Genomic DNA, 21,225 nt, shown 5'->3' on the forward strand with positions numbered 1-21,225 from the left:
AAAAACGTCCTGAAAGCCCCTTTCATGACACTCAGCTACAGCACCTTGCGGATGCTCGGCACCACGGCCGCGAGTCCGGCGGCGTTCGGGTGCAGTGGCGCGAAGCTGTTGTTCACCACCGACGGGATCAGCCCTTCGATCCATTTGACGCCGATCGGCTGACAGGCGTCGTGACCGATGCTCGGCGTCCGGATGTCGACGTACTTCGCGCCGTGCGCGGCGGACTGCTCGGCCATCCGCGCGTTGAGCCGGTCGATGTTGCCCTGGATGTAGTCGGCGTCCTGCGGCAGCACCGGGACGAGCGGCCAGCAGCCGCCGGGTTTGATCCCGGTCGGGTAGCCGACCATGACGATCGTGGCCCGCGGGGCGCGCTGACGGATCTGCTCGATGGCCGTGCCGTAGGTCGCGGCGAACGCGTCGATCTTGACGGCGTACTTGTCCACCCCGCCCGCGGTGTTGGCCGCCTTGCACGACGCGCCCACCGGAAGCAGGTTCACGCACGACGTGGCGAGCCCGACCAGCCCGATGTCGTTGCCGCCCATACCGACCGTCACCAAGGTCGTGTCGGCCGAGAGCGCGTCGAACTGCGGCGGGTTGGTGCCGGAGATGATGCCCTTCTGCGGATTGGTGAAATGAGCCGTGGTCGCGCCACCGCAGGTGACGTCGCGCAGTTCGTCGACCTTGAGCTGCTTCGCCAGCAGCCCCGCGTAGTTGATCGAGGAACGGGCACAGGTGAACAGATCCGACTGCGGCAGGACCACGGAGCCCGCCGAGAACGAGTCGCCCATCGCGACGTACACCTGGCGCTCCGCCGCGGCGAGGGCCGGTGTCCCGATTCCGACGAGGGTGAGTGCGGTGCCCGCCACCGCGGCGATCCGAGCGAGTCTTCCCCAGCGAGAACGTGTCACTGCCGCCTCCTGCATGCGTCGTCGAATGCTCTGGTCAGCGTCCGCCGGGAGCGCGTGAACCACTAGAACGGAGGCGCGCGTACTTGATCGGAGTTTTGTAGGTTGCCTCTATGACCATGCCGTCGGGACAGCCCTGGCGACGGCTCGACGCCTCGGTGCTGACCCGGCTGGAGCCGGACATCGCCGCAATCGCGTCCGCCGCGATGGACCAGGTCCGTGCCGGGCTTCGGACCCCGCTGGACGACCGGACGGCCGCGAACCTCCACCTCACCCTCGACGTCGCCCTGGACGCCTTCTTCAGCGAGATCGGTCATCCCGACGTCACCACCGATCGCGAGGTCTACCGCGCGCAGGGCCGGGCCCAGCACACCGCCGGGCGCAGCCTGGAGGAGATGCTCGGCTTTTATCAGTCGGCCGCACTGGGGGTCTGGCGGCAGCTCACCTCGGCGGCGCCCGCCGTGGAACTGCCGACCCAGGCGATCGTCGAACTCGGTGAGGCGCTTTTCGCCTTCATCGCCGAACTTTCGGCCGCTGCCGCCGACGGGTACGCTGAGGCGCGGTCACAGGCGGCGCGGGCCGGGCAAGCACGGCGGGACCGGCTTCTCGGCCTCCTGCTCACCGAACCGGCGGCCGCCCGGGAAGTGCTCGACGACGCCGCGAGCCAGGCCGCGTGGGTACTGCCCGGCCGTCTCGTCGTCGCCGTCACCAGCGCCGATGTCGCGCCGCAGCTGCTGGACCGGATGCCGGGGCGGGTGCTGATCGGCCGCCACCACGACCTCACGGCCGTGGTCATGCCCGCCGACCGCATCGAGTGGTATCTCGGCCGGTTACGGGACCTGCTCGGCCACCATCAGGCCGGGGTCGGCCCGGTGGTGCCGCTTCACTCGGCCGCGCTCAGTGCCCGCCGGGCGAGTGCGCTGTGGCGGCTGACCCGCACCGGCGCCCTCGGCGACAGCGCCCTCGTCCACACCACGGACCACCGCATCGACCTGCTCCTGACCACCGATCCCGAACTCGCCGCCGAGTTCTCGAAGGACGTCCTCGCGCCGCTGGCGGGTCTGCCGGAACCGGCGAGGCAACGGCTGACCGCGACTCTCGCGGCGTGGCTCGCGCGGCCGGACCAGCCCCAGGCGATCGGCGTCGAACTGCACGTCCACGTGCAGACCGTCCGATACCGGATCCGGCAGTTGCGGACGCTCTTCGGCGGCACGATCGACGATCCAGCCGGCCGGTTCGCCTTGGCCATCGCGCTGAGGATCGATCCACTGGTATCGAGGGAACCTACAAAGCACTCAGAGCGGGACGTCCATCCGCTGCGTCCCGACGACCGATAGCAGCCGCAACGCGTTCTCCGACGGACTTCCGGGCTCGGCGGTGTAGATGACGACCTGCTGGTCCCGGTCGCTGATGTCGAGGACGTCGCAGTTCACGTTGACCGGGCCGACCGCCGGATGCTGGAACGTCTTGCACAGGGTGGGCGCGGCGGAGACGTCGTGCGCGGCCCACAGCCGGGCGAATTCCTCGCTGCCCACGAGGAGTTCGCTGATCAGGCCGGTGATCTCGGGATCGTCGGGGTAGCGGGCGGCGGTGGCACGCAGGTTCCGGACGGCGCTCGCGGAGAACTCCTCGACGTCGGACACCCCGTACATCCGGCGGCTCGGCGATCCGAGGAACGCGCGCCGGACGAGGTTGCGGTCGCGACGGGGCAAGGCGGAGAAGTCCTCCATCAAGGCCGCGGCGAGGTCGTTCCAGGCGAGCACCTCGTAGGTCGCGGACAGCACGATCGCCGCGGCCTGCGGAAGCCGTTGTAGCAACGCGAGAATGCTCGGCCGGACTTCACGGGAGGGGCCGGGCGGCGGTCCCGGTGGGGCGCCGGCGAGATGGTGCAGGTGATCGCGTTCCGCGTCCGACAGCCGCAGCGCCCTGCTCAGCCCCGCCAGCACCTCACGCGAAGGCCGGGGACCGCGGGCCTGCTCCAGCCGCGTGTAGTACTCGGTCGAGATGAACGCCAGCTGCGCCACCTCCTCGCGGCGCAGCCCAGGGGTCCGGCGCCTCGGCCCGGCGGGCAGCCCCACGTCGGCGGGGGTGATCCGCTCGCGCCTGCTGCGCAGGAAGTCCGCCAGTTGTCGTCTGTCCACCCCTCCAGTGTGGACGATGGCGGCACGCCAGCCAGGTACCGCCGATGCCTGGATAGGCACCGGACGCGGGTGAAGTCTCGGTGCCATGACCACCACAACGACTGTTTCGGGCCTGCTGGACGGCAAGGTCGCCTTCGTCACCGGCGCCGGCCGCGGCATCGGCGCCGCCGCCGCGCGGCTGTTCGCCAGGGAAGGTGCCCGCGTCGTGCTCGCCGCCCGCACCGAGACCCAGCTGAAGACCGTCGCCGAGGAGATCCGCGCGGCGGGCGGCGTCGCGGACCACGTGGTGTGCGACCTCGGCGACGCGGCGAGCATCCGCGCGGCCGTCGGCCGTGCCGTGGAGTTGCACGGCAGGCTCGACGTCGCCTTCAACAACGGGGCGACGAACGTGCCGCCCGGGCCGATGGATCTGGTGACCGAGGCCGATTTCGACCACATCTACGCAGTGAACCTCAAGGGCCCTTGGCTGTCGATGGTCGCCGAGATCGAGGCGATCCGGGCCACCGCGGGGACCGGGGCCATCGTCAACAACACCAGCGTCGGCAGCCTCATGGCCAATCCGGAACTCCCCGCGTACGGCGCGATGAAACGAGGCGTCAACAGCCTCACCGCATCGGCCGCCGCCACCTACGGGCCGGAGGGGATCCGCGTCAACGCCGTCGCTCCCGGTACGACGATGACCGAGATGTTCGGCGAATGGATGGAGAGCTCTCCGGGCATCCTCGAACAGCTCAACGCCCAGACCCCGTTGGGACGCGTGGCCGAGCCGGAGGAGATCGCCCAGGCCGCCGCGTGGCTGCTGAGCGACCGCGCCTCCTACGTCACCGGAACGGTCCTGCGGGTGGACGGCGGCATGGTGAGCTAGCCCGTTCGCGTGAGGTGGCGCCGGAACCAGGCGACGAGACCGGCGTCTACCTCGCGAGCCGACGGCAGTTGCGGTGCGGGTTCGATGCCGGGCTCCTCGGCCAGCGGATGTTCCAGCCCGGGGATCGACAGCAGTTCGGACCGGTCCCCCAGCGCTTCGGCGAGCCGGATCGCGTCGGCGCGGAGATCCGGGTGGTCCTGCTCGCCGCTGACGACCAGCAGCGGCGCCCGCTCGGCGATGACGTCCGCCCGGGGAAGAAAGTCCAGACTGTCGACGGCCTTCTCCGACTCGGTGTCATACGGGTACTCACCGGGGAACAGGTCCACGACGGATCGCATCTTGATCGCGGCGTTGACGACGGCGCCGGCGAAGACCGGGATCTCGGTGTCGGCGAGAACCCGCAGTGCGACGGCCCCGCCCAGCGAGCCGCCGAGCACTCCGATCGGACCGTCACCGACCGGCAGCTGTGCCCGGATCGAGGCCAGCGCATCCGGGAATTCGTCGGTCGCCTGCTGGACGAACGGGTGCAGGAAGGACATCAGGACGTCCTCGCGCACCAGCGCCAAGCCCGCGTCCATGGTGCCGTCGACCATGCGCGCCCCGCACATCGGCATCCCGAGGTGCACCCGCCACGCGGGCAGGCCGTGCATCGGCAGCGCCGCGGCGAAGGCGGCGTCGGACCTTGGCGCGTCGAGCATGTGCCAGGTGACGATCAGCGGCGCGTTCTCGTCGCCGTCCGGTGGTAACGCGGTGAACGGCACTCCGGCGGCGGTGCCCGTGATCGGTGAGTTCATACGGCCACCGTAGGGCGGCGATCGCCCGCGGGGTGCCGGTATCGCCACCGGCGAAATCCGGTCGGTTCTCCTCGTCAAACTCCCTTTTTGAAGGCAATACGCGATACGTTAAACCGGTTACGCGTCTTTGCAACGCGTAACCGGGGTCGCAAGTATGCACAGTGATAATGCCCCTTATGACTGAGCATCCGGGAAGACAGCGTGCTGAGGCTCGATCGGCCGCTGCGCCCGCTCAGAAGTGCGGCGCGAAAACTGGGCACGTCGATCGCGAAGGCCGCTCGCGAGAATCGGAAATCGCTGGGGTGGATCACACCCGGAGGGCGGATTTCGGCGCTCAGCGGCGATCTGAGAGCGTTTTGCCTGGTCAGAGGCTTGTTATTTGCGGCCGGTGAGCCAGGCCGGGCGATCACAGGACGAGCATGAGCTTGCCGCCAGGGCGGCGGGACTGGCTGAGCTCGGCCGCTTCCTGGATCTGGTCGAGCGTGTAGGTGCGGGCGACCGGTACGACCAGGATGCCCTCGCCGGCGAGCCTGGCGAACTCTCCCATCTGGTCGTAGCGGATCTCAGTGGTGATCCGGACGCCCAGGTCGGCCGCCGCGGCGAAGTCCGAGGCAGTGAGGACGCGGTCGGGGTCGCCGGTCAGCTCGATCAGAATCGGCAGCGAACCGCCGGCCGGGCTGGGCTGATCGGCGCGGTCGATCCGTCCTCCGGTCGGTGTCGCGTCCAGGGCGCGGTCGACGCGGCCCCCGGCCAGCGCGCTGACGCGTTCGGCCATGCCCTCGCCGTAGGTGGTCACCTGGGCGCCGATCTCTTCCAGGGCGGCGGCCCGAGTGGGCCCGGCGGTGGCGATCACCCGAATATCCCGGTGTAGCGCGAAGCGCACCGCCGCCTCACCCACGGTGGTACCCGCGCCGTGAACGAGCAGGAGCTCACCCGGCTGGACGCCGAGATCGTCGAGCGCGCGCCACGCTGTCTCGGCCGCCATCGGCAACGCGGCGGCCTGCTCGGCGGTGACGCCGTCGGGGATGGGTGCCCAGGCCGGCATCAGTGCGTACTCGGCGGCGCCGGCCGTCGGGCCGTCGAAGGTGGCCGGACCGAAGACACGGTCGCCGATCCGGACGCCCTCGACGCCCTCCCCGAGCGCGTCGACGGTGCCCGCGATCTCGAAGCCGAGCCCGCGCGGCAGTGGCGGCAGATGGTCGGCGAGGAGACCGTCGACGACGTGCCAGTCGGCCGGTGTCAGGCCGCATGCCCGCACGGCGATCCGAATCTGACCAGGTCCGGGCTCCGGCTGCGGGACATCGCGGAGCACGATCACGTCGGGGGAACCGAACCGGTCGAACTGAAGAGCCTTCATGACGATCTCCTAGGTGATGACAGCATCTGTTGTCATCGACCGTACCAGCATGACGACAGATGCTGTTGTCGTACTCTGGCGGGTATGCCGCGATGGGAATCCGACGCACAGGGCCGACTCGAGCGCGCTGCGCTCGAACTGTTCGAGAACCAAGGGTTCGAGCGCACCTCGGTCGCGCAGATCGCTGATGCCGCCGGACTGAAGGAACGCTCCTTCTACCGCTACTTCCCCGACAAACGGGAAGTCCTCTTCGCCGGCAACGAGCTCGAGACCCGCCTCGTCGCCCAGGTCGAGGCGACCGACCCGGGCCTCACGCCGTTCGAGGCGGTACTGACCGCGCTGAGAACCGCCGAGGAGATCTTTCGCCCACGCGAGTTCCTGCTGCGCCGCGTCAGAGTGATCGCCGCCAACCCCGCATTGGCCGAACGTGATCTGATCAAGCTCGCCGACATCGCCGACGCACTGGCACGGGCACTCGAGCACCGCGGTGTCGAGCCTGGCAAGGCCCGCTTCATCATCGACGTGGTGCTGGCGATCCACCGTCGCGCCGTGTCCCGCTGGCTGGCCGAACCGGCCGTCTCACTCTCCCAGCTCATCACCCAGGCCGCGGACGAACTGCGCGAGGCCGGTCGCTGAACCGGCTCAGGAAGCCAGTCGAAGCTAGGCAGCCTCGAGGACGAAGAACAAGAAGCACAGGAAGGCCGTCTTGCCCGCAAGCTCCTCCGGGAACCGCTCGCGCGCACCCGGCGCAGGGTGGGGCTCGCTGACGACGGCAGTTCGGAAACCGGCCGCGGTGAAAGCGTCGGTCATCGCGTGCAGGGGCCGGTGCCAGTAGGTCAGCTCGGCTGTCTGGCCGTTGAAGCTGTACTCGTCGGACCACTTGACGGTCGCGAAGTAGTCGGCCTCGGGATAGAGCAGCTTGAAGCTGAGCGGGTGATTGACGGCCAGGATCAGCCGGCCGCCGGGTTTCAGCACGCGCCGGAGCTCGGCCAGCGGCGCGTCCCAGTCCTCCAGGTAGTGCAGGACGAGTGCCGCGACAACATCATCGAACTCGTCGTCAGGAAACGGCAATGGCTTGCCGATGTCGGCCACTCGCAAGGCCGCGTCGTCGCCGAGCCGCTTCCTGGCCAGTTCCACCATCTTGGCGCTGAGGTCGAAGCCGGTCATGTCGGCGCCCCGATCACGCAGAGCTTCGAACAGCGGGCCCGCCCCGCAGCCCGCGTCGAGGATCCGACTGCCGGACACGTCCCCGGCGAGATCCAGGATCGCGGGCCGCGTGTAGTAGGCGTTGATGAGACTGGTCTCGTTCTCGGCCGCATACGCCTCGGCGAAGGCGTCGTAGTCGTTCTCCGCGTGACTCTCGGAAGTGACAGGCATATGGCCCAATATGGCACAACCGGCTTGCTCCCGGTCCAGGGTTCGAACCTGGCCTGACGGAGTCAAAGTCCGTCGTGCTGCCGCTACACCAACCGGGATCGGGTGTGGTGCCCCCACCAGGATTCGAACCTGGACTGGACGCGTTCTGAGCGCGTTGCCTCTTCCGTTGGGCTACAGGGGCGTCGGCGCCGTGGCGCCGGGAGTGCGGTTCCGGGGATTCGAACCCCGACTGTCCTGGCCCTCGACCAGGTGCCTCTGCCAATTGGGCTAGAACCGCGAAAAGAACTGCGTCGACGAACAGTGGAATAGAAAAAGCCGCCCTGATCGGTTTTCCGATGGGCGGCTCCCTGGCATGACGTTTTCGGTCACGGCGGGGAGCCTGAACAGGCCAGAAGGCCTTGGTCGCACGACGAAAGCACGAGAGTGGACGTCCCCTGCTGTCGCGTGTTCATCATGGCTGCTCCTTTGAATTCCGGTATGCGACCATCATTGCCAATGTCGTCGACGGACGTCAATCGCATTAATCGGAAGACTCTCCACCGACTGCCCCGTCGCCCTGCTCACCGTGTCCCTGGGCTCCCAATGTCGCATTTGAGACGCTCATTGTCTCAAATGCGACATTGGGAACACCCGTCATTAGGTCAGGGTGCTGCCGAGGAGGGCGAGCAGCCGCTCCCAGTGGCGTTGTGATCCGGCGGGGTCGAAGGCGTCGGTGTCGGCCATGGTGAAGCCGTGGACGGTGCCCGGGTAGATCTCGCAGGAGTAGCCGACTCCGGCGGCGTCGAACGCCTGGCTGATCTCGGTGATGGCCTCGGGTGTCATGTCGTTCTCGGCGAGACCGAGGTGGACCTGGGCGGTGAGGCTCGGGATCTGCCGGTGCGGGCTGTCGGGTGCGTCGGTGACCAGGGCGCCAGGGTGGAATCCGGCGACGGCGGCCACCTTGCCGGGATGGGCGGTCGCGGTGCGCATCGCGAGGACGGCGCCCATGCAGTAACCGATCACGGCGACCGGTCCGGGACGGACCTCGGGCTGGTCGCCGAGAAAGCCGAGGAAGGCTTCGGCGTCGAGCAGGGTGCGTTCGGCGGTGTGCGCCTGGACGAGAGGCATGATCTCGCCGAAGAGCGCAGGCCGGTCTTCGGCGGTGATGTGCTCGGGAAGGTCGAAGACCGGTGCCGGGCGGTGCCGGTAGAAGACGTTGGGGACGAGGACGTAGTACCCGTTGTCGGCCAGCTCGCGAGCCATCTTCCAGAGGACGGGACGTGGTCCGAAGGCGTCCGGGTAGAGCAGGACGGCCGGGTGCGGACCGCCGTCGGGGAAGGCTGCGAAGGCGTCTGCCTGGCCGTCCGGGGTGGGGATCTGCGCTGTGATGGTGGGAATGGCGGTGCTTCCTTTCTTGCTACTCGGACAACGGAGCCTTCGGGCCGACGCGGATGTGCGCGCGTTCGCCTTGCCGTCCGATGAGACTCAGGTACTCGACGGGACCGGCGCCGGTGGCGCCGAACCAGTGCGGGGTGCGGGTGTCGAACTCCGCGGCTTCCCCGGGTTCGAGGAGGAGGTCGTGCTCGCCGAGGACCAGTCGTAGCGTGCCGTCGAGGACGTAGACCCAGTCGTATCCCTCGTGGGTGCGCAGGTCCGGCTCGGTGTCGTCGTCGCCCCGGGGAAGGACGAACTTGTAGGCCTGGATGCCGCCCGGCCGTCGGGTCAGCGGCAGGATGGTGGATCCGTCACCGCAGGCGATCGGGCGCAGGTTGATCCGGGGGTTGCCGGTCGGCGGCGCGTCGACGAGCTCGTCGAGGGTCAGGCCGTAGGCGTGGGCGAGCGGCAGGAGCTGCTCCAGGGTGGGGCGCCGCAGTCCGGCCTCCAGCCGCGACAGAGTGCTGACCGAGATGCCCGTTTCCCCGGCGAGGTCGGCGAGGGTGATGTCGTGGCGCTGACGTAGGTGCTTCAACCTCGTCCCGACGGCGTCGAGCGTGCGATCCAGCGCCTCGGCCATCCGTCCATTTTGCCATTCGGCAACAAAATTTGCCAGCTTGCCTTCACGGTCGTCACCATTACCGGAGACGACCGGAGAGGATCGACCGATGACGCACGGGTTCGACAAGGAGTACTGGGAAGAGCACTGGCAGCGGGACGGCGCAGGCAGCCCACCGAATCCGCATCTCGTCCGTGAGGTCGGCGAGCTGGCGCCTGGTACGGCGTTGGACGCGGGCTGTGGTGAGGGCGCCGAAGCGATCTGGCTCGCTTCGCGGGGGTGGGAGGTGACCGCCGCTGACATCTCGTCGGCGGTGCTGGCCCGCGCCGCCGAACGTGGCACGCCCGAGCTGCTGCGGTGGGTCGAGGCGGATCTGAGCACCTGGGATCCGGGCGTGAGATTCGACCTGGTCACCACGCACTACGCGCATCCGGCGATGCCGCAGCTGGAGTTCTACGACCGCGTCGCGGAATGGGTCGCGCCCGGCGGGACGCTACTGATCGTCGGGCACATCCACACTCACGAGGGCCACGGTCACCATCCGCCCGCCGAGGCGTCAGCCACCGCCGCGGCCATCACGGCGCGGCTGGACGAGGAGGCATGGGAGATCGTCACCGCCGAGGAGGGCCAACGCGTCCTTCCTGGACGAGACGCCCCGCTTCATGACGTCGTCGTGCGCGCGACCCGGCACCCGTAGGCCGGATCCGATCAGGCGCCGTGCCGGTCGAGGCAACCGTGGTGAAAGACCACCGCGCGCCTCGAGCGGCTGTTCACAGCCCTCCGGGATGGAGTCGGTCCACCAAGCCCGCCGCGGTGAACGCGGCCACCAGGTCGTCACGGCCTTCGGTGAAGTGCTCCCAGCTGTCGATGTGGACGGGGACGACGACGCGGACGCCGAGGATCCGCGTCGCTTCGGCGGCCAGGGCGCTGTCGAGGACGAGCAGCGCGCCGTCGAGGACCGGCTTCAGTCGCGGGGCCCCGACGAAGAGCACGGCGGCGTCGACCGGGTCGAACCGGTCGGCGACCTGACGGACGGCGTCGAGCGAGGCGTTGTCGCCGCTGACGTAGACCGTCGGAAGATCCTGGGCGGTGAGCACGAAGCCGACGACGTCGCCGGTCACCTTCTCCGCGCCCTCCGGACCGTGGAGCGCGGGTGCGGCGGTCACGGTCACCGTTCCTCCGCCCGGGCGGGTCAGCTCGACCGTCTCCCAGGTCTCCAGACCCTTCGCGGTGCCGCCCAGCCTGCCCGCGCCACTGGGTGTGGTGAGCGTCAGCGGTACGCCTGCCAGCAGTTCCCGGCCGGAGTTGTCGAGGTTGTCGGGGTGCTCGTCGTGGGACAGCAGGACGGCGTCGACGCGGCCGAGATCCGCCGGGCTCACCGACGGCGGTGCCGTCTTGGTCAGGCCGGGTCGCCCGTCGGGCCTCCCGTAGTGGCCGGGCTCGTCGAAGGTCGGATCGGTCAGGAACCGCAGGCCGCCGTAGTCGATCAAGGCGGTCGGCCCGCCGAAGACCTGGACGGAGAGCTGGTCGCTGATCTGGTTCGTGCCGGCTGCCATCATCCACCTCACGGATATGTATTCTTCTTTCCGTGAGGAACGTTATCTCGTTCTCACGGAAGAGTGCAACCATTTCCGTGAGGCTTTCTCATGGTTGAACCCGGCGCCTACCATGAGGACGTGCACGACAACGCCGGTACCGATCTCGACGCCGCTGCCCTGCCGCCCGCGCCGGGCGCCGAGCAGTACGTCGCGCTGGCGCTCGCCAACACCGCGATCGCGCTGCCTGGCGGCCAGTTCACCGATCTTCTCGGCAACCCGGCCCTCGCGACGGATTGGCTCGTCGAACACGGACTGGCCCCGGTCGACGCCGGTCTGCAGGAGATGTGCGCGGGACTGGTCCGCTCGCTGCGCGAACAGGTGCGTGTCCTGCTCGCCTCGAAGTCCTGCTCGGATCCGGCCCCGCAGAGCGCGCTCAACGCCGTCAACGACGCGCTGAGCAAGGCCCCGACGGCGGAGCTGCTGCGCTGGGATCCGGTCCACGGCCTGCATCGCATCGCGCCGCATCCGGTCACCCAGATCGTCGAGCACGCGTTGGCGACGCTCGCCGCCAACGCCGCGGACCTGCTCACCGGCCCGGACGCCGAGCGGATCGCCGCCTGCGGATCGGCTCCGTGCACCCGGTTCTTCCTGCGCAACGGACGCCGCCAGTGGTGCTCCGTGCGCTGCGGTGACCGGGCCCGCGCCGCCCGAGCCTACGCCCGGCGCTCCCAGCACGAGCCGGTCTGAACTCGTGAGTGGTAAAGACGGTTCTGGTGGACTCGTATTTGTCTACCCACTGGATCCTCATGTCGTCTCGGTGAGGTTGTTCTGGATGGTGATGTGGGTGAGTGGGGAGGATTTGGGACGTTGACCGTCTCAAATCTTCCCCGCTCGGCTGCCGTCCGCGGGGTTGCATGAGCTTGATCGACGGAGGATCGGGGACGTTGAGTGTCCCCGATCCTCCGTTGATCAAGCTCCGAGACCGGCCCTGCCCTCGACGATGAAGGAATCGGGACACTCAACGTCCCAATTCCTTCATCGTCAACACCCGGGACACGCGTGAGCCGCCATCCCGTAGTGGTCAGTGGCCGCGTGAACCGAGTGTGGAGGATTTAGGACGTTGAGCGTCCCGAATCCTCCACGCTCGAACCCTGCCGCGGTGAGATTCCGGTGTCATCGAGCCCCGAGACCGGAGCGACCCCCTCGACTACCGCACCTCACCTTCGCCCTGGTCACACGTAGGTAGGCAAATACCGGTCCGCTCTAACCGTCTTTACCACTCACGAGGGACCTGCACGGGGGTGCCGTAGTCGCCGGGTGGCAACGCGGGACGGCGGTGGTGCTTCCACACGCCGATCGCCGTCGTCCCGAGCGCGAGGACGGCATAGGCGATCAGCCAGCCGGTGAACTCGGCGGGCGCCTGGTCGCCGACGACCCTGGCGAACAAGACGATCACCGGGTAGAGACCGGGTATCGCGGCTTGGCTGTCCAGGACGCGCAGTTCGGTGTCGACGGCCGCCGAAGCGGTGTCCTCGGCGTACACCGGCCGGCGCAGGGTGCCGATGAGGATCACCGCGCAGCAGAGCGCGGCCCAGCCGAGCATGGCGGCCAGCCCCCACGCGTACGCCTTCGCCGGGGTGGTGAGGTGGATGGCCGCCACGAGAGCGGCTCCACCGCCGAAAGTGATCACGAACGAGGCCACGTACCAGCCGCCGAGGATCGCGAAGGCCGAAGGCCGCCCGGAGCGCCGGTCCATCACCGGCAACGGTCCCAGTGCCCGCTCGCGGTGCTGGTACGACAGCCAGAGTGCGACTTCCATGGAGGCACAGATGAGGCAGAGGAGGACCTTGTTGCTGTCGAGTCCCACGGATCCGAAGGCGATGCTCAGCAGGATGCTCAACGCCGCCGCTCCGGCGAGCCAGCGGAAACGGCCGGGTGAGCGCCGGCTCAAGCGGGCGCCGACCCGGGCGGCGAGCAGCCTTGACGGCTCCTCCACCTCGATTCCGCGTTTGCCCAGCCATTGCCTGGTCGCCGTGATCTCGTCGAACCCTGGTTCGCCGGGCCAGCCCGTCATCGCGTTCGCCATCGTTCCCCCTCGCGCGCCTGATGGATCTACGCCCGGCGCCGCGCGGTGGTTGCCTCAGCGGTAGGACGCGAATCGTTCCAGCAAGGGCTTCGGGGAGTCTTCGGCGAAGCAGAGCACGAGGCTTTCGGCGGATTCGGCAGCCGAGGCTTCGCTGCGCGGGAACAACGCCTTCTCGTATGCGGCCAAAGCGGTGTCGACGTCGCCGGGGTGAGCGGCGAGGGCCAGACCGAGTTCGGCACCGTCGATCATCGCGAGGTTGGCGCCCTCTCCGGCGAACGGAGACATCAGGTGGGCGGCGTCGCCGAGAAGGGTGACTCCGGGCACGCGGTCCCACCGGTGTCCGATCGGCAGCGCGTGGATCGGCCGCGGGGTCAGGGCTCCGTCCGCGTCGGTGATCAGTGCCCGAAGGCCGGCGTCCCAGTCGTCGAAGTGCTCCAGCATCGCGGCCTTCGCGGTGGTGGTGTCGGTGAAGTCGATGGTGGAGATCCAGTCTTCGGCGGTCTTCAACGCGATGTAGACGTGCAGGCTGCCTGCCGAGTCGTGGTGCGCCAGGAATCCTTTGCCCGCGCCGAGCGCGAAGAACATGCCCCCGCCGATCAGTGCGGTGCTCACGGGATGACGGGTCACGGCGTCGTGCAGGTGGACTTCGACGAACGAGAGCCCCTCGTAGGCCGGTTGGGCGTCGGAGACCAGGGGACGGACTTTGGACCACGCGCCGTCGGCGCCGATCAGCAGGTCCGTGGTGAACGTGGTGCCCTCGGCGAGGGTCACTTCGTGTGTGCCGCCGCCGAGCGGGCGGGCGCCGGTGATCTTGGCGCCCCAGCGCACGGTGCCTTCGGGCAGTGAGCCGAGCAGAAGGTCCCGGAGGTCGCCACGGGCGACTTCGGGGCGGCCTCCGTCGCCGTCGTCGGCTTCTTCGCGGTGGACGACGCCGTGGCGGTCGAGGATGCGCATGGCCTCCCCGCCGGGGTGCACGAGCGCGCGGAATTCGTCGTGGAGGCCGGCGGCCCGGAGTGCTTCCTGGCCGGATTCGTCGTGGATGTCGAGCATCCCGCCCTGCGTCCGGGCCGACCTCGACGCGTCGAGGTCGAAGACCGCTGCTTCGATGCCGTTGACGTGCAGGACGCGGGCCAGGGTGAGGCCGCCGAGGCCGGCGCCGATGATCGCGATGGGGTGATGTGTGGTCATGTCGGGTTCCTTTCGGGTGGTAGGGCGGTGTGCGTGATCCCGGTGATCAGCACCTGCAAGCCCCACGACATCCGCTGCTCGGGCCGTCCGGTGAGCAGATCGGCCGCGTGGGCGGCGAGCTGCGGGTGGGTCGTCTCGTCGGCGTCCCGTACGGCGAGGGCAAGCGCGTCCCAGTCGCCGTGCGATTCCTCGTCGGCGTGCTCGGCCGCGGTCGTCGTCGCGTACTGCAGGAGGAGGTCGATCCCCCAGGCGCGCCGTTCGGGAGGCACGTCGCCCTCGGCGAGCAGGACGAGCAGGTTTTCGACCAGGCCGAGGTAGTTCTCCCCGCTCGGGCGGGCCACCAGCGCGGACAGGGCGAGACCGGGGTATTCGAGCAGCATCGCGGTGTAGGCCGTGAGCAGCCGCTCGAGCCGGTCACGCCAGTCGCCCTCGGACGGCGGCGGGGCGATCGTGCCGAGGAGTTCGTCCAGGATCGCCGCGTGCAGCTCGGCGGTGCTGCGGACGTAGACGTAGAGCGAGGCCGCGCCGGTGTCGAGTTCCTGCGCCAGGCGGCGCATCGTGACCTTCCGCAGGCCTTCTTCCCGCAGGATCCCGACGGCCGCGGCCACGATGCCGTCGCGGCTCAGTGCGGGTTTGGCCGGACGCTCCCGGCGACTCTTCTCTGGTGCCATACGTCCACGATAGCGAACATGTTCGTGACGAACCAGTTCGTAGCGAACATGTTCGTCACAGATCACAGTGAAAGCAACGAGGATTTCGGGAAAACAGACTGTCCAGAGCGGACGAAAAAGGAGGGGTTCTCCCCCTCCCCTTCAAGGTATAGCGCACCCTGGGGCTTGCGGCAAGCCCCCCATCGTGCTTCACAATCACTCGCCGTAGGGCCTCAACCTGCGGAAATCAGGGGATTCATGAACCATGAGCTTGATCAATCGGGGGGACTCATGATCGACGTCATCATCGCCGGCGGCGGACCGACCGGCATGATGCTGGCCGCCGAACTGCGGCTGCACGGCGTGCGCGTCGTCGTGCTGGAACGGCTGACCGAGCCGACCGATCACGTCCGGTCGCTCGGCATCCACGTGCGCAGCATCGAGGTGATGGCCCAGCGCGGTCTCCTGGAGCGGTTCCACGAGACCGGCAAGCAGTACGAACTCAACGGCCACTTCGCCGCCATCGTCAAACCGAGCGCGCCGCGGCTGGACTCCGCGCACGCCTACGTCCTCGGTATCCCGCAGCCCGCCACCGAGCGGCTGCTGACCGAGCACGCCGTCGAAGCGGGGGCTGAGATCCGGCGCGGCGCCGAGGTCGTCGGGCTGAGCCAGGACGACGAGGGCGTAGAAGTCGAGCTGGCCGACGGCACCCGGCTGCGGTCTCGCTACCTCGTCGGCTGCGACGGCGGGCGCAGCACGGTGCGCAAGCTGCTCGGTGTCGGTTTCCCCGGTGACCCGGCCAAGAACGAGAACCTGCTGGGCGAGATGGAGGTGACCGCGACGGCGGAGGAGATCACCGCGGTGGTGACCGAGATCCGCAAGACCGAGAAGTTCTTCGGCCTCGGCCCGTCCGGCGAGGGCGTGTACCGCGTCGTCGTCCCGGCCGAGAGTGTGCGGGAGGACCGCACTGTCGAGCCGACACTGGAGGAGTTCAAGCAACGGCTGCGGCACTACGCGGGCACCGATTTCGGTGTGCACTCGCCGCGCTGGCTGTCCCGGTTCGGCGACGCGACCCGGCAGGCCGAGCGCTACCGTGCCGGCCGGGTACTGCTGGCGGGCGACGCCGCGCACGTCCACCCGCCGCTGGGCGGGCAGGGGCTCAACCTCGGCATCCAGGACGCGTTCAACCTCGGCTGGAAACTGGCCGCCGAGATCGCGGGCTGGGCACCGGAAGGCCTGCTCGACAGCTACCACGCCGAACGGCACCCGGTGGCCGCCGAGGTCCTGGACAACACCCGGGCGCAGGCCGAACTGATGTCCACCGAACCCGGCGCCCAGGCCGTGCGGCGGCTGCTGTCGGAGCTGATGGACTTCGAGGAGGTCCACCGGTATCTGGTCGAGAAGATCGTCGCGATCGGGATCCGCTACGACTTCGGCGACGGCCACGCCCTGCTCGGACGGCGGATGCGGGACGTGGCGCTGAAGGACGGCCGCCTGTACGACCTCACCCACGCCGGCCGCGGCCTGCTGCTCGACCAGACCGGACGGTTTTCGGTCGGGAGCTGGGGAGAACGGGTCGACCACGTCGTCGACGTCAGCGAAGAACTGGACGTACCGGCGGTCCTGCTGCGGCCGGACGGTCATGTGGCGTGGGCGGGCGAAGACCAGGAAGGGTTGGACGCCGCGCTGCGCCGGTGGTTCGGAGAGGGCGAAGTCCGGGAGTCGGCGGGACAAGGCTGACACCCCGGGGCCCGTGACCGGACCGGTCACGGGCCCTGCGGTCCCCGGTAGGGCAGCGTCTGGTTGTAGACGATGTTGGTGTTCGTGCTCCCGAACAGCGCGAGCTCGTTGACGATCTCCTCCAGGCGCCCCATCGACGGCGCGGCGATCTTCAGCGAATAGCAGTCGTCGCCGGTCGTCCGGAGGCATTCGAGGATCTCGGTCCGCTCCGCAAGGAGCTTGTACAGCGGCGTGTGCTTGCTGCCCGGGTACTTCAGCCGCACCACCGCGAGCACCACGTACCCGGCTTTTTCGAGGTCGATGTCGGCGCGGTAGCCGGTGATCACCCCTGCCGACTCCAGCCGCTTGACCCGTTCGGTCGTCGCCGACGCGCTCAGGCTGACCCGTTTCCCCAGCTCGGTGAGCGGGAGGCGCCCGTCCTTCTGGAGCTCGATCAGGATCGCCCAGTCCGTCGCGTCGAGAGTCTCGGCCATCCGGCCAGAATACCGGCAGATCCACGGCGGGAACGCCCGCACACCGGGAAAGATCTCTTCCCGGGTCGCCGTCGCACGGATAGCCTTGACCTGTGCGAATAGGTGTCAATGTCCCGAATTTCGGACCGGGGACCGACCCCGGGATCCTCCGCGGCTGGGCCACCACGGTCGAAGGCCTCGGCTACGACCTGCTCATGGTGTCCGATCACGTCGCCATCACCCCCGACGTCGCCGAGCAGTACCCGGCGCCGTTCTACGAGCCGTTCACGACGCTGTCGTGGCTGGCAGGCGTGACGACCAGAATCCGGCTGGGCACCACCGTGCTCATCGTCCCGTACCGCCATCCGCTGCTGATCGCCCGCATGGCCGCGAACCTGAACCAGCTCAGCGGCGGACGGCTCGTGCTCGGTGTCGCGTCCGGATGGGCCCGGCAGGAGTTCGAAGCGCTCGATGTCCCGTTCGGGAAACGAGGACGGCTGACCGACGACCACCTCGACGCCGTGCGGAAGGCGTGGGCGAACGACGCCGACTACCGCGCGGGCGACATCCCGATCTGGGTCGGCGGTAACAGCGACGCCGGGATCCGCCGCGCCGTCCGCGTCGGCGACGCCTGGCATCCGCTGCGGACCTCGCTCCCCTGGCTCACCGAAGCGCTCACCAGGGTCAAGACGATCGCCGATGCCCAAGAACGGCCCGTCCCCGCGTTCACCCCGCGGATCCTGCTGAACGTCACCGACCGTCCGATCACCGGACCCGAACGCCTCGCCGGGGAAGGCACGATCGAGCAGATCGTCGACGACCTCGACCGGCTTCGCCACCTCGGCGCCGAGACGGTCGTGCTCGACCCGTTCTCCGGCGACCCCGAGGAAACACTCCGCCCGGAAGCCGCCTGGCAGGCTTTGGCGACCGTGGCAGCACACTGGGAACTGGGCCGATACCGGCCGGAACGGGAGCGATCATGACCGACGAAGACGAGAAGTTCCTCCGCCACGCCATCGAGCTGGCCGCGAAGTCCCGTAAGGACGGTGACCCGCCCTTCGGCTCGCTTCTCGTCGGCCCCGACGGCACGGTGCTGGCCGAAGACCACAACACGTCGGTGTCGCAGTCGGACATCAGCCTGCACCCGGAACTGAAGCTCGCCGTATGGGCCGCGCGCGAACTGGACCCTGCCGTCGCCGCGGAGACGACGATGTACACCAGCTGCCAGCCCTGCGGGATGTGCCAGGGCGCCATCGAACGCTCCGGCCTGGGACGGGTCGTGTTCGCCCTGTCGGGCGAGCAGGTCACCGCGCTCAAGCCGCCGTCCACCGCGCCGGCCGTGCGGCTGGAAGGGCCGGCGTTGTTCGACGAGGCCCGTGTCCCGGTTGCCGGGTACTACACCTGAGAACCGGCGAATCGGAATTCCGGTGGGGCCAGAATCGGCCCCATCACCGGATTTTCCTTCAGCAGTTCGATTTTCCGGGCGGGTAATTCATCCCAGCATTCCAGGACCTTGGCGGTCGCCTGGTTCACGAAACGCGATCCGACACAGGCGGCCGCCCCGAAACCGTAAGGGAGATAGACGGACTTGTAGCCCTGCGGCGGATTCTCCCAGCGTTTCGGCAGGTACTCGTCGGCGTCATTCCATACTTGTGGATCACGGTGCAGGAGGAAACTGCACAGAAAGAGCCTTTCGCCCGGTGACAGCGCCACCCCGCCCACTTCGATCGGGGTCGTGACCTTCCGGGACATCAGCCAGGCCGTCGGCCACAGCCGCAACGCCTCACGCACCCGGTTCTCCACCGGATCGGCCGGTTCGCCCCTGGTGAGCGTGGCACCGGCGGGCATCCCGACGCGCCACCCGCTGTCGAGCAGCACGCACCAGGCGAGCACCATCGCGGTCGCCCGGCACAGTGCCCCGATCAGGCCGTGCAGCACCAGGGCGACATCGTCCATCGACCCGACAGCGTCGTGGACGGCCTTCTGGAAGCCGACGTCCCCGTCTCGGCCGGACGCCCAGCGGTGGAGCGCGGCCTCCGCCCGGCTGTGCGCGATCCGGCGGCGGAACGCGATTGTCGCGGATCGGTCCCGGTCACGCCGGTTCGACAGCGACAACGCCCGGTGCAGGGCCTTCCTCGCGGACGGGGAGAGATCGGGCAGCAGCCGATCGCCGAACAACCGCAGGTACAGGTCCGACACCGCCGAGGGCCAGGCGTCGCCGTCCATCGCGCCCCGGAGTTCCTCCGCGATCCGCTCCTGCGGCAGCGACCGCAGCACGGTGTCCAGCTCCCGCGCGATGGCGGCGTTCACCGGACGGCTCTTCTCCGAGCCCGGGATCCAGTCCGCGACAGCGCCCAGCGTGGCCGCGCGGGCCTCGAACGGTTCTGTCGTGCTCGCGAGCACCGTCCGGGCGATCTCCGCGTCCGTCACCAGATACCGGCCCGGTTCGAACAGGACCACCGGCGGAGTGTTCGCCCGGTCCCACGACAAAAGGGGGCGCAGGGGATCGGCCATCAGGCCACCCGTGACGCCCTCGACGACTGTGTGCACAATTCCCCCAGAACGCGACGGTTGCGGCGGCGATCCCGAGATCGCCGCCGCAACCGGAAAACACTTCAGGATCAGTAATCCATGTAGTAGATCACCCAGCCCGATTCCTTGCTGCGCATGCTACGCAGCATCGAACGCGTGAAGAAACGAACAGCCTTCATTGTGTCAACCCCCAATCCCCAGTGCGTCATCAACGTGACGAGCAGAAAAATATGGGGCCCATTACGAACTTGTCAATAGCGGAACAAGACGAGGACCGGACAAGCCGAGTTTCACCGTCGTGAAGGGCCGCGTTGCGTTAGGATGATCGTGATGTCCGCCGAACTCGTGCCCGCAGCCCCGAAACTGCCGGAGACCAAGGCCGAGAACCGGCGACAGGTCCTCGCCGAAGCCGTCGCGTTGCTGCCCGCGCTCCCCCCGGCCGACCCGCTCGACCGGTACGCCATCAGGCACATCACCACGCTCTGGCTGGAAACCGACAAGACCGACCACACTCGCCGCGCCTACTACGCCGACCTCGCCGCCTGGCTCGGCTGGTGCGACCGCACGGGACTCGACCCGCTGACGGCACGGCGCGCCGACGTCGACGCCTGGAAGAACACCCTCACCGTCACCGGCAGGGACGGCCTGCCCCGGCCCGCCGCCGACTCCACCGTCGCGCGCACCCTCGCCGGCATCTCCAGCTGGTACCGGTACCTGCAGTCCAACGACATCGCCGACCGCAACCCGGTCTCCGCGGTCAACCGGCCCAAGACCGGCAAGACCCCGCCGCTGCCCGCGCTCGGCGGCGAGTCGACGGCGAAACTGCTGAACCACATGGAGAACCGGGCCCGCGCCAACGATACCGAAGCGTCCTGGCGCGACGCCGCCGTCGTCGCGATCCTGTTCTACACCGGCCTGCGCGTCTCCGGCCTGACCACCGCCACCGTGCGCGACCTCGACACCGACGCCGGGCACACGATCCTGCGCTACACAGCCAAAGGCGGCCACCGAGACTTCGTCCCGCTCGTCCCCGCCGCCCTGCACCCGCTGCGCCGCTACCTCGACCTGAGGGCGGCCCGCACCGGCGTCCGCCCCGACGAACTGACCGGACCGTTGCTCGCGACCATGCCCCACCGCTACGACAGCACCAAAACCGGCGGAAGACCGTTGGCGCAACGCGATGTCTGGTTCCTCCTACGGGCACAGGCCAAGGCAGCCGGACTCACCGAAGCGAACACCATCTCCCCGCACACGGCGCGGCGGACCACCGGAACCCTGTTGCTGGCCAACGACGTCCCGGTCCAGAAGGTCCAGGACCTGCTGGGCCACGCCGACATCCGCACCACCCGCGACCGCTACGACGCCCACCGGCACAAGCTGGAGACCTCCCCCGTGCACGCGCTCGCGCAACTGCTCGCCGACGCACGCCACCGTCAAAGCTGAGCCTGTCCCAGCTGGGACTTCGTCGCCCCGATCACGACACCGTCGATTCGCGCCAGCCAGCTCCCGCACAGGCACCGGACGTACTCGAGCCTCCCTTGGGAGACCCGCTGGGACTTCGTCGCGCTTCCGGGCAGTTCCGCCAGCGGCCACCCACACCGCGGGCACAGGTTCGATTCCATGCCCCG

Annotated in this window: 23 protein-coding genes and 3 tRNA genes; 9 read left to right on the forward strand and 17 right to left on the reverse strand. The window is 68.9% G+C overall.

All coding sequences use genetic code 11. The features are described from left to right. Positions 1–35: 35 nt before the first annotated feature. Positions 36–866, reverse strand: coding sequence for an SGNH/GDSL hydrolase family protein (locus ACZ5IK_RS37725; RefSeq protein ID WP_465492118.1), 831 nt, complete (start codon positions 864–866; stop codon positions 36–38). A gap of 152 nt (positions 867–1,018) precedes the next feature. Here ACZ5IK_RS37725 and ACZ5IK_RS37730 point away from each other — a divergent pair, with 152 nt between their 5' ends. Continuing rightward, on the forward strand, positions 1,019–2,242 hold the full coding sequence (locus ACZ5IK_RS37730; protein WP_465492047.1) for a PucR-like N-terminal domain-containing protein: 1,224 nt from the start codon (positions 1,019–1,021) through the stop codon (positions 2,240–2,242). On the opposite strand, the gene ACZ5IK_RS37735 is transcribed toward ACZ5IK_RS37730, so the two are convergent. Next, on the reverse strand, positions 2,201–3,046 hold the full coding sequence (locus ACZ5IK_RS37735; RefSeq protein WP_465492048.1) for a helix-turn-helix transcriptional regulator: 846 nt from the start codon (positions 3,044–3,046) through the stop codon (positions 2,201–2,203). The two genes, ACZ5IK_RS37730 and ACZ5IK_RS37735, sit on opposite strands and share 42 nt — an antisense overlap. A gap of 85 nt (positions 3,047–3,131) precedes the next feature. Between ACZ5IK_RS37735 and ACZ5IK_RS37740 the strand changes: the two genes are divergently transcribed. Then, on the forward strand, positions 3,132–3,911 hold the full coding sequence (locus tag ACZ5IK_RS37740; RefSeq protein WP_465492049.1) for an SDR family NAD(P)-dependent oxidoreductase: 780 nt from the start codon (positions 3,132–3,134) through the stop codon (positions 3,909–3,911). Here the strand turns inward: ACZ5IK_RS37740 and ACZ5IK_RS37745 are convergent. After that, entirely contained in the window at positions 3,908–4,705 is a 798-nt protein-coding gene (locus ACZ5IK_RS37745; RefSeq protein ID WP_465492050.1) for an alpha/beta hydrolase family protein, read from the reverse strand. The genes ACZ5IK_RS37740 and ACZ5IK_RS37745 overlap by 4 nt on opposite strands. A gap of 406 nt (positions 4,706–5,111) precedes the next feature. After that, the gene (locus ACZ5IK_RS37750) at positions 5,112–6,062 is read right to left on the reverse strand and encodes an NADP-dependent oxidoreductase (RefSeq protein WP_465492051.1); all 951 of its coding nucleotides are present in this window, start codon (positions 6,060–6,062) and stop codon (positions 5,112–5,114) included. 84 nt (positions 6,063–6,146) lie between these two features. On the opposite strand from ACZ5IK_RS37750, the gene ACZ5IK_RS37755 reads away from it, so the two are divergent. After that, positions 6,147–6,698, forward strand: a complete 552-nt coding sequence (locus ACZ5IK_RS37755; protein WP_465492052.1) for a TetR/AcrR family transcriptional regulator — start codon at positions 6,147–6,149, stop codon at positions 6,696–6,698. A 24-nt stretch (positions 6,699–6,722) separates the two neighbouring features. Here the strand turns inward: ACZ5IK_RS37755 and ACZ5IK_RS37760 are convergent, their stop codons facing one another. The 6 genes from ACZ5IK_RS37760 to ACZ5IK_RS37785 form a co-directional block, all read right to left on the reverse strand. Continuing rightward, positions 6,723–7,439 carry a class I SAM-dependent methyltransferase gene (locus ACZ5IK_RS37760; protein ID WP_465492053.1) on the reverse strand — a complete coding sequence of 239 codons (717 nt, stop codon included), beginning with the start codon at positions 7,437–7,439 and terminating at the stop codon, positions 6,723–6,725. A gap of 27 nt (positions 7,440–7,466) precedes the next feature. After that, a tRNA-Gln gene (locus ACZ5IK_RS37765) sits at positions 7,467–7,537 on the reverse strand. Positions 7,538–7,544: 7 nt separating this feature from the next. Then, a tRNA-Leu gene (locus tag ACZ5IK_RS37770) sits at positions 7,545–7,620 on the reverse strand. Between the two features lie 22 nt (positions 7,621–7,642). After that, a tRNA-Leu gene (locus ACZ5IK_RS37775) sits at positions 7,643–7,716 on the reverse strand. Positions 7,717–8,075: 359 nt separating this feature from the next. Next, the gene (locus tag ACZ5IK_RS37780) at positions 8,076–8,816 is read right to left on the reverse strand and encodes a dienelactone hydrolase family protein (protein WP_465492119.1); all 741 of its coding nucleotides are present in this window, start codon (positions 8,814–8,816) and stop codon (positions 8,076–8,078) included. 19 nt (positions 8,817–8,835) lie between these two features. Next, complete coding sequence (locus ACZ5IK_RS37785; protein WP_465492054.1) at positions 8,836–9,432, reverse strand: helix-turn-helix domain-containing protein; 597 nt, start codon at positions 9,430–9,432, stop codon at positions 8,836–8,838. A gap of 88 nt (positions 9,433–9,520) precedes the next feature. On the opposite strand from ACZ5IK_RS37785, the gene ACZ5IK_RS37790 reads away from it, so the two are divergent. Beyond that, complete coding sequence (locus ACZ5IK_RS37790) at positions 9,521–10,108, forward strand: class I SAM-dependent methyltransferase (RefSeq protein ID WP_465492055.1); 588 nt, start codon at positions 9,521–9,523, stop codon at positions 10,106–10,108. 73 nt (positions 10,109–10,181) lie between these two features. On the opposite strand, the gene ACZ5IK_RS37795 is transcribed toward ACZ5IK_RS37790, so the two are convergent. Then, the gene (locus tag ACZ5IK_RS37795) at positions 10,182–10,967 is read right to left on the reverse strand and encodes an MBL fold metallo-hydrolase (protein WP_465492056.1); all 786 of its coding nucleotides are present in this window, start codon (positions 10,965–10,967) and stop codon (positions 10,182–10,184) included. A gap of 90 nt (positions 10,968–11,057) precedes the next feature. On the opposite strand from ACZ5IK_RS37795, the gene ACZ5IK_RS37800 reads away from it, so the two are divergent. After that, positions 11,058–11,696, forward strand: a complete 639-nt coding sequence (locus tag ACZ5IK_RS37800; protein WP_465492057.1) for a CGNR zinc finger domain-containing protein — start codon at positions 11,058–11,060, stop codon at positions 11,694–11,696. Between the two features lie 526 nt (positions 11,697–12,222). Here ACZ5IK_RS37800 and ACZ5IK_RS37805 read toward each other — a convergent pair. The 3 genes from ACZ5IK_RS37805 to ACZ5IK_RS37815 are packed head-to-tail and all read right to left on the reverse strand — an operon-like array spanning position 12,223 to position 14,894. After that, positions 12,223–13,035 (reverse strand): hypothetical protein, encoded by an 813-nt coding sequence (locus ACZ5IK_RS37805; RefSeq protein ID WP_465492058.1) that lies wholly within the window; start codon positions 13,033–13,035, stop codon positions 12,223–12,225. A 54-nt stretch (positions 13,036–13,089) separates the two neighbouring features. Next, positions 13,090–14,223, reverse strand: a complete 1,134-nt coding sequence (locus tag ACZ5IK_RS37810; protein WP_465492059.1) for an FAD-dependent oxidoreductase — start codon at positions 14,221–14,223, stop codon at positions 13,090–13,092. After that, a complete protein-coding gene (locus ACZ5IK_RS37815) occupies positions 14,220–14,894 on the reverse strand; it encodes a TetR/AcrR family transcriptional regulator (RefSeq protein WP_465492060.1) in 675 nt (224 codons plus the stop codon). Before ACZ5IK_RS37815 ends, ACZ5IK_RS37810 begins: the two co-directional genes overlap by 4 nt. Positions 14,895–15,164: 270 nt before the next feature. On the opposite strand from ACZ5IK_RS37815, the gene rox reads away from it, so the two are divergent. Then, a complete protein-coding gene (gene rox / locus ACZ5IK_RS37820) occupies positions 15,165–16,613 on the forward strand; it encodes a rifampin monooxygenase (RefSeq protein WP_465492061.1) in 1,449 nt (482 codons plus the stop codon). 26 nt (positions 16,614–16,639) lie between these two features. Here the strand turns inward: rox and ACZ5IK_RS37825 are convergent, their stop codons facing one another. Beyond that, positions 16,640–17,086 (reverse strand): Lrp/AsnC family transcriptional regulator, encoded by a 447-nt coding sequence (locus ACZ5IK_RS37825; protein WP_465492062.1) that lies wholly within the window; start codon positions 17,084–17,086, stop codon positions 16,640–16,642. A gap of 92 nt (positions 17,087–17,178) precedes the next feature. Here ACZ5IK_RS37825 and ACZ5IK_RS37830 point away from each other — a divergent pair, with 92 nt between their 5' ends. Then, on the forward strand, positions 17,179–18,048 hold the full coding sequence (locus ACZ5IK_RS37830) for an LLM class flavin-dependent oxidoreductase (protein WP_465492063.1): 870 nt from the start codon (positions 17,179–17,181) through the stop codon (positions 18,046–18,048). Continuing rightward, positions 18,045–18,470 carry a nucleoside deaminase gene (locus ACZ5IK_RS37835; RefSeq protein WP_410598987.1) on the forward strand — a complete coding sequence of 142 codons (426 nt, stop codon included), beginning with the start codon at positions 18,045–18,047 and terminating at the stop codon, positions 18,468–18,470. The genes ACZ5IK_RS37830 and ACZ5IK_RS37835 overlap by 4 nt, the downstream gene beginning before the upstream one ends. On the opposite strand, the gene ACZ5IK_RS37840 is transcribed toward ACZ5IK_RS37835, so the two are convergent. Beyond that, positions 18,461–19,579, reverse strand: coding sequence for a cytochrome P450 (locus ACZ5IK_RS37840; RefSeq protein WP_465492064.1), 1,119 nt, complete (start codon positions 19,577–19,579; stop codon positions 18,461–18,463). The genes ACZ5IK_RS37835 and ACZ5IK_RS37840 overlap by 10 nt on opposite strands. A gap of 348 nt (positions 19,580–19,927) precedes the next feature. On the opposite strand from ACZ5IK_RS37840, the gene ACZ5IK_RS37845 reads away from it, so the two are divergent. Continuing rightward, positions 19,928–21,040: a tyrosine-type recombinase/integrase gene (locus ACZ5IK_RS37845; RefSeq protein ID WP_465492065.1), complete on the forward strand. Its 1,113-nt coding sequence runs from the start codon at positions 19,928–19,930 to the stop codon at positions 21,038–21,040. On the opposite strand, the gene ACZ5IK_RS37850 is transcribed toward ACZ5IK_RS37845, so the two are convergent. Beyond that, the gene (locus tag ACZ5IK_RS37850) at positions 21,031–21,219 is read right to left on the reverse strand and encodes a hypothetical protein (protein WP_465492066.1); all 189 of its coding nucleotides are present in this window, start codon (positions 21,217–21,219) and stop codon (positions 21,031–21,033) included. The two genes, ACZ5IK_RS37845 and ACZ5IK_RS37850, sit on opposite strands and share 10 nt — an antisense overlap. Positions 21,220–21,225 lie beyond the last annotated feature (6 nt).

The sequence above is a fragment of the Amycolatopsis sp. NPDC031561 genome (genome assembly GCF_055580625.1).

What these genes read in the sequence shown, in the direction of transcription:
- ACZ5IK_RS37730 (WP_465492047.1), top strand. Translation starts at nt 1,019, where the DNA reads ATGACCATGCCGTCGGGACAGCCCTGGCGACGGCTCGACGCCTCGGTG.
- ACZ5IK_RS37740 (WP_465492049.1), top strand. Translation starts at nt 3,132, where the DNA reads ATGACCACCACAACGACTGTTTCGGGCCTGCTGGACGGCAAGGTCGCC.
- ACZ5IK_RS37745 (WP_465492050.1), bottom strand. Translation starts at nt 4,705, where the DNA reads ATGAACTCACCGATCACGGGCACCGCCGCCGGAGTGCCGTTCACCGCG.
- ACZ5IK_RS37750 (WP_465492051.1), bottom strand. Translation starts at nt 6,062, where the DNA reads ATGAAGGCTCTTCAGTTCGACCGGTTCGGTTCCCCCGACGTGATCGTG.
- ACZ5IK_RS37755 (WP_465492052.1), top strand. Translation starts at nt 6,147, where the DNA reads ATGCCGCGATGGGAATCCGACGCACAGGGCCGACTCGAGCGCGCTGCG.
- ACZ5IK_RS37760 (WP_465492053.1), bottom strand. Translation starts at nt 7,439, where the DNA reads ATGCCTGTCACTTCCGAGAGTCACGCGGAGAACGACTACGACGCCTTC.
- ACZ5IK_RS37785 (WP_465492054.1), bottom strand. Translation starts at nt 9,432, where the DNA reads ATGGCCGAGGCGCTGGATCGCACGCTCGACGCCGTCGGGACGAGGTTG.
- ACZ5IK_RS37790 (WP_465492055.1), top strand. Translation starts at nt 9,521, where the DNA reads ATGACGCACGGGTTCGACAAGGAGTACTGGGAAGAGCACTGGCAGCGG.
- ACZ5IK_RS37795 (WP_465492056.1), bottom strand. Translation starts at nt 10,967, where the DNA reads ATGGCAGCCGGCACGAACCAGATCAGCGACCAGCTCTCCGTCCAGGTC.
- ACZ5IK_RS37800 (WP_465492057.1), top strand. Translation starts at nt 11,058, where the DNA reads ATGGTTGAACCCGGCGCCTACCATGAGGACGTGCACGACAACGCCGGT.
- ACZ5IK_RS37805 (WP_465492058.1), bottom strand. Translation starts at nt 13,035, where the DNA reads ATGGCGAACGCGATGACGGGCTGGCCCGGCGAACCAGGGTTCGACGAG.
- ACZ5IK_RS37810 (WP_465492059.1), bottom strand. Translation starts at nt 14,223, where the DNA reads ATGACCACACATCACCCCATCGCGATCATCGGCGCCGGCCTCGGCGGC.
- ACZ5IK_RS37815 (WP_465492060.1), bottom strand. Translation starts at nt 14,894, where the DNA reads ATGGCACCAGAGAAGAGTCGCCGGGAGCGTCCGGCCAAACCCGCACTG.
- rox (WP_465492061.1), top strand. Translation starts at nt 15,165, where the DNA reads ATGATCGACGTCATCATCGCCGGCGGCGGACCGACCGGCATGATGCTG.
- ACZ5IK_RS37825 (WP_465492062.1), bottom strand. Translation starts at nt 17,086, where the DNA reads ATGGCCGAGACTCTCGACGCGACGGACTGGGCGATCCTGATCGAGCTC.
- ACZ5IK_RS37835 (WP_410598987.1), top strand. Translation starts at nt 18,045, where the DNA reads ATGACCGACGAAGACGAGAAGTTCCTCCGCCACGCCATCGAGCTGGCC.
- ACZ5IK_RS37840 (WP_465492064.1), bottom strand. Translation starts at nt 19,579, where the DNA reads ATGGCCGATCCCCTGCGCCCCCTTTTGTCGTGGGACCGGGCGAACACT.
- ACZ5IK_RS37845 (WP_465492065.1), top strand. Translation starts at nt 19,928, where the DNA reads ATGTCCGCCGAACTCGTGCCCGCAGCCCCGAAACTGCCGGAGACCAAG.
- ACZ5IK_RS37850 (WP_465492066.1), bottom strand. Translation starts at nt 21,219, where the DNA reads ATGGAATCGAACCTGTGCCCGCGGTGTGGGTGGCCGCTGGCGGAACTG.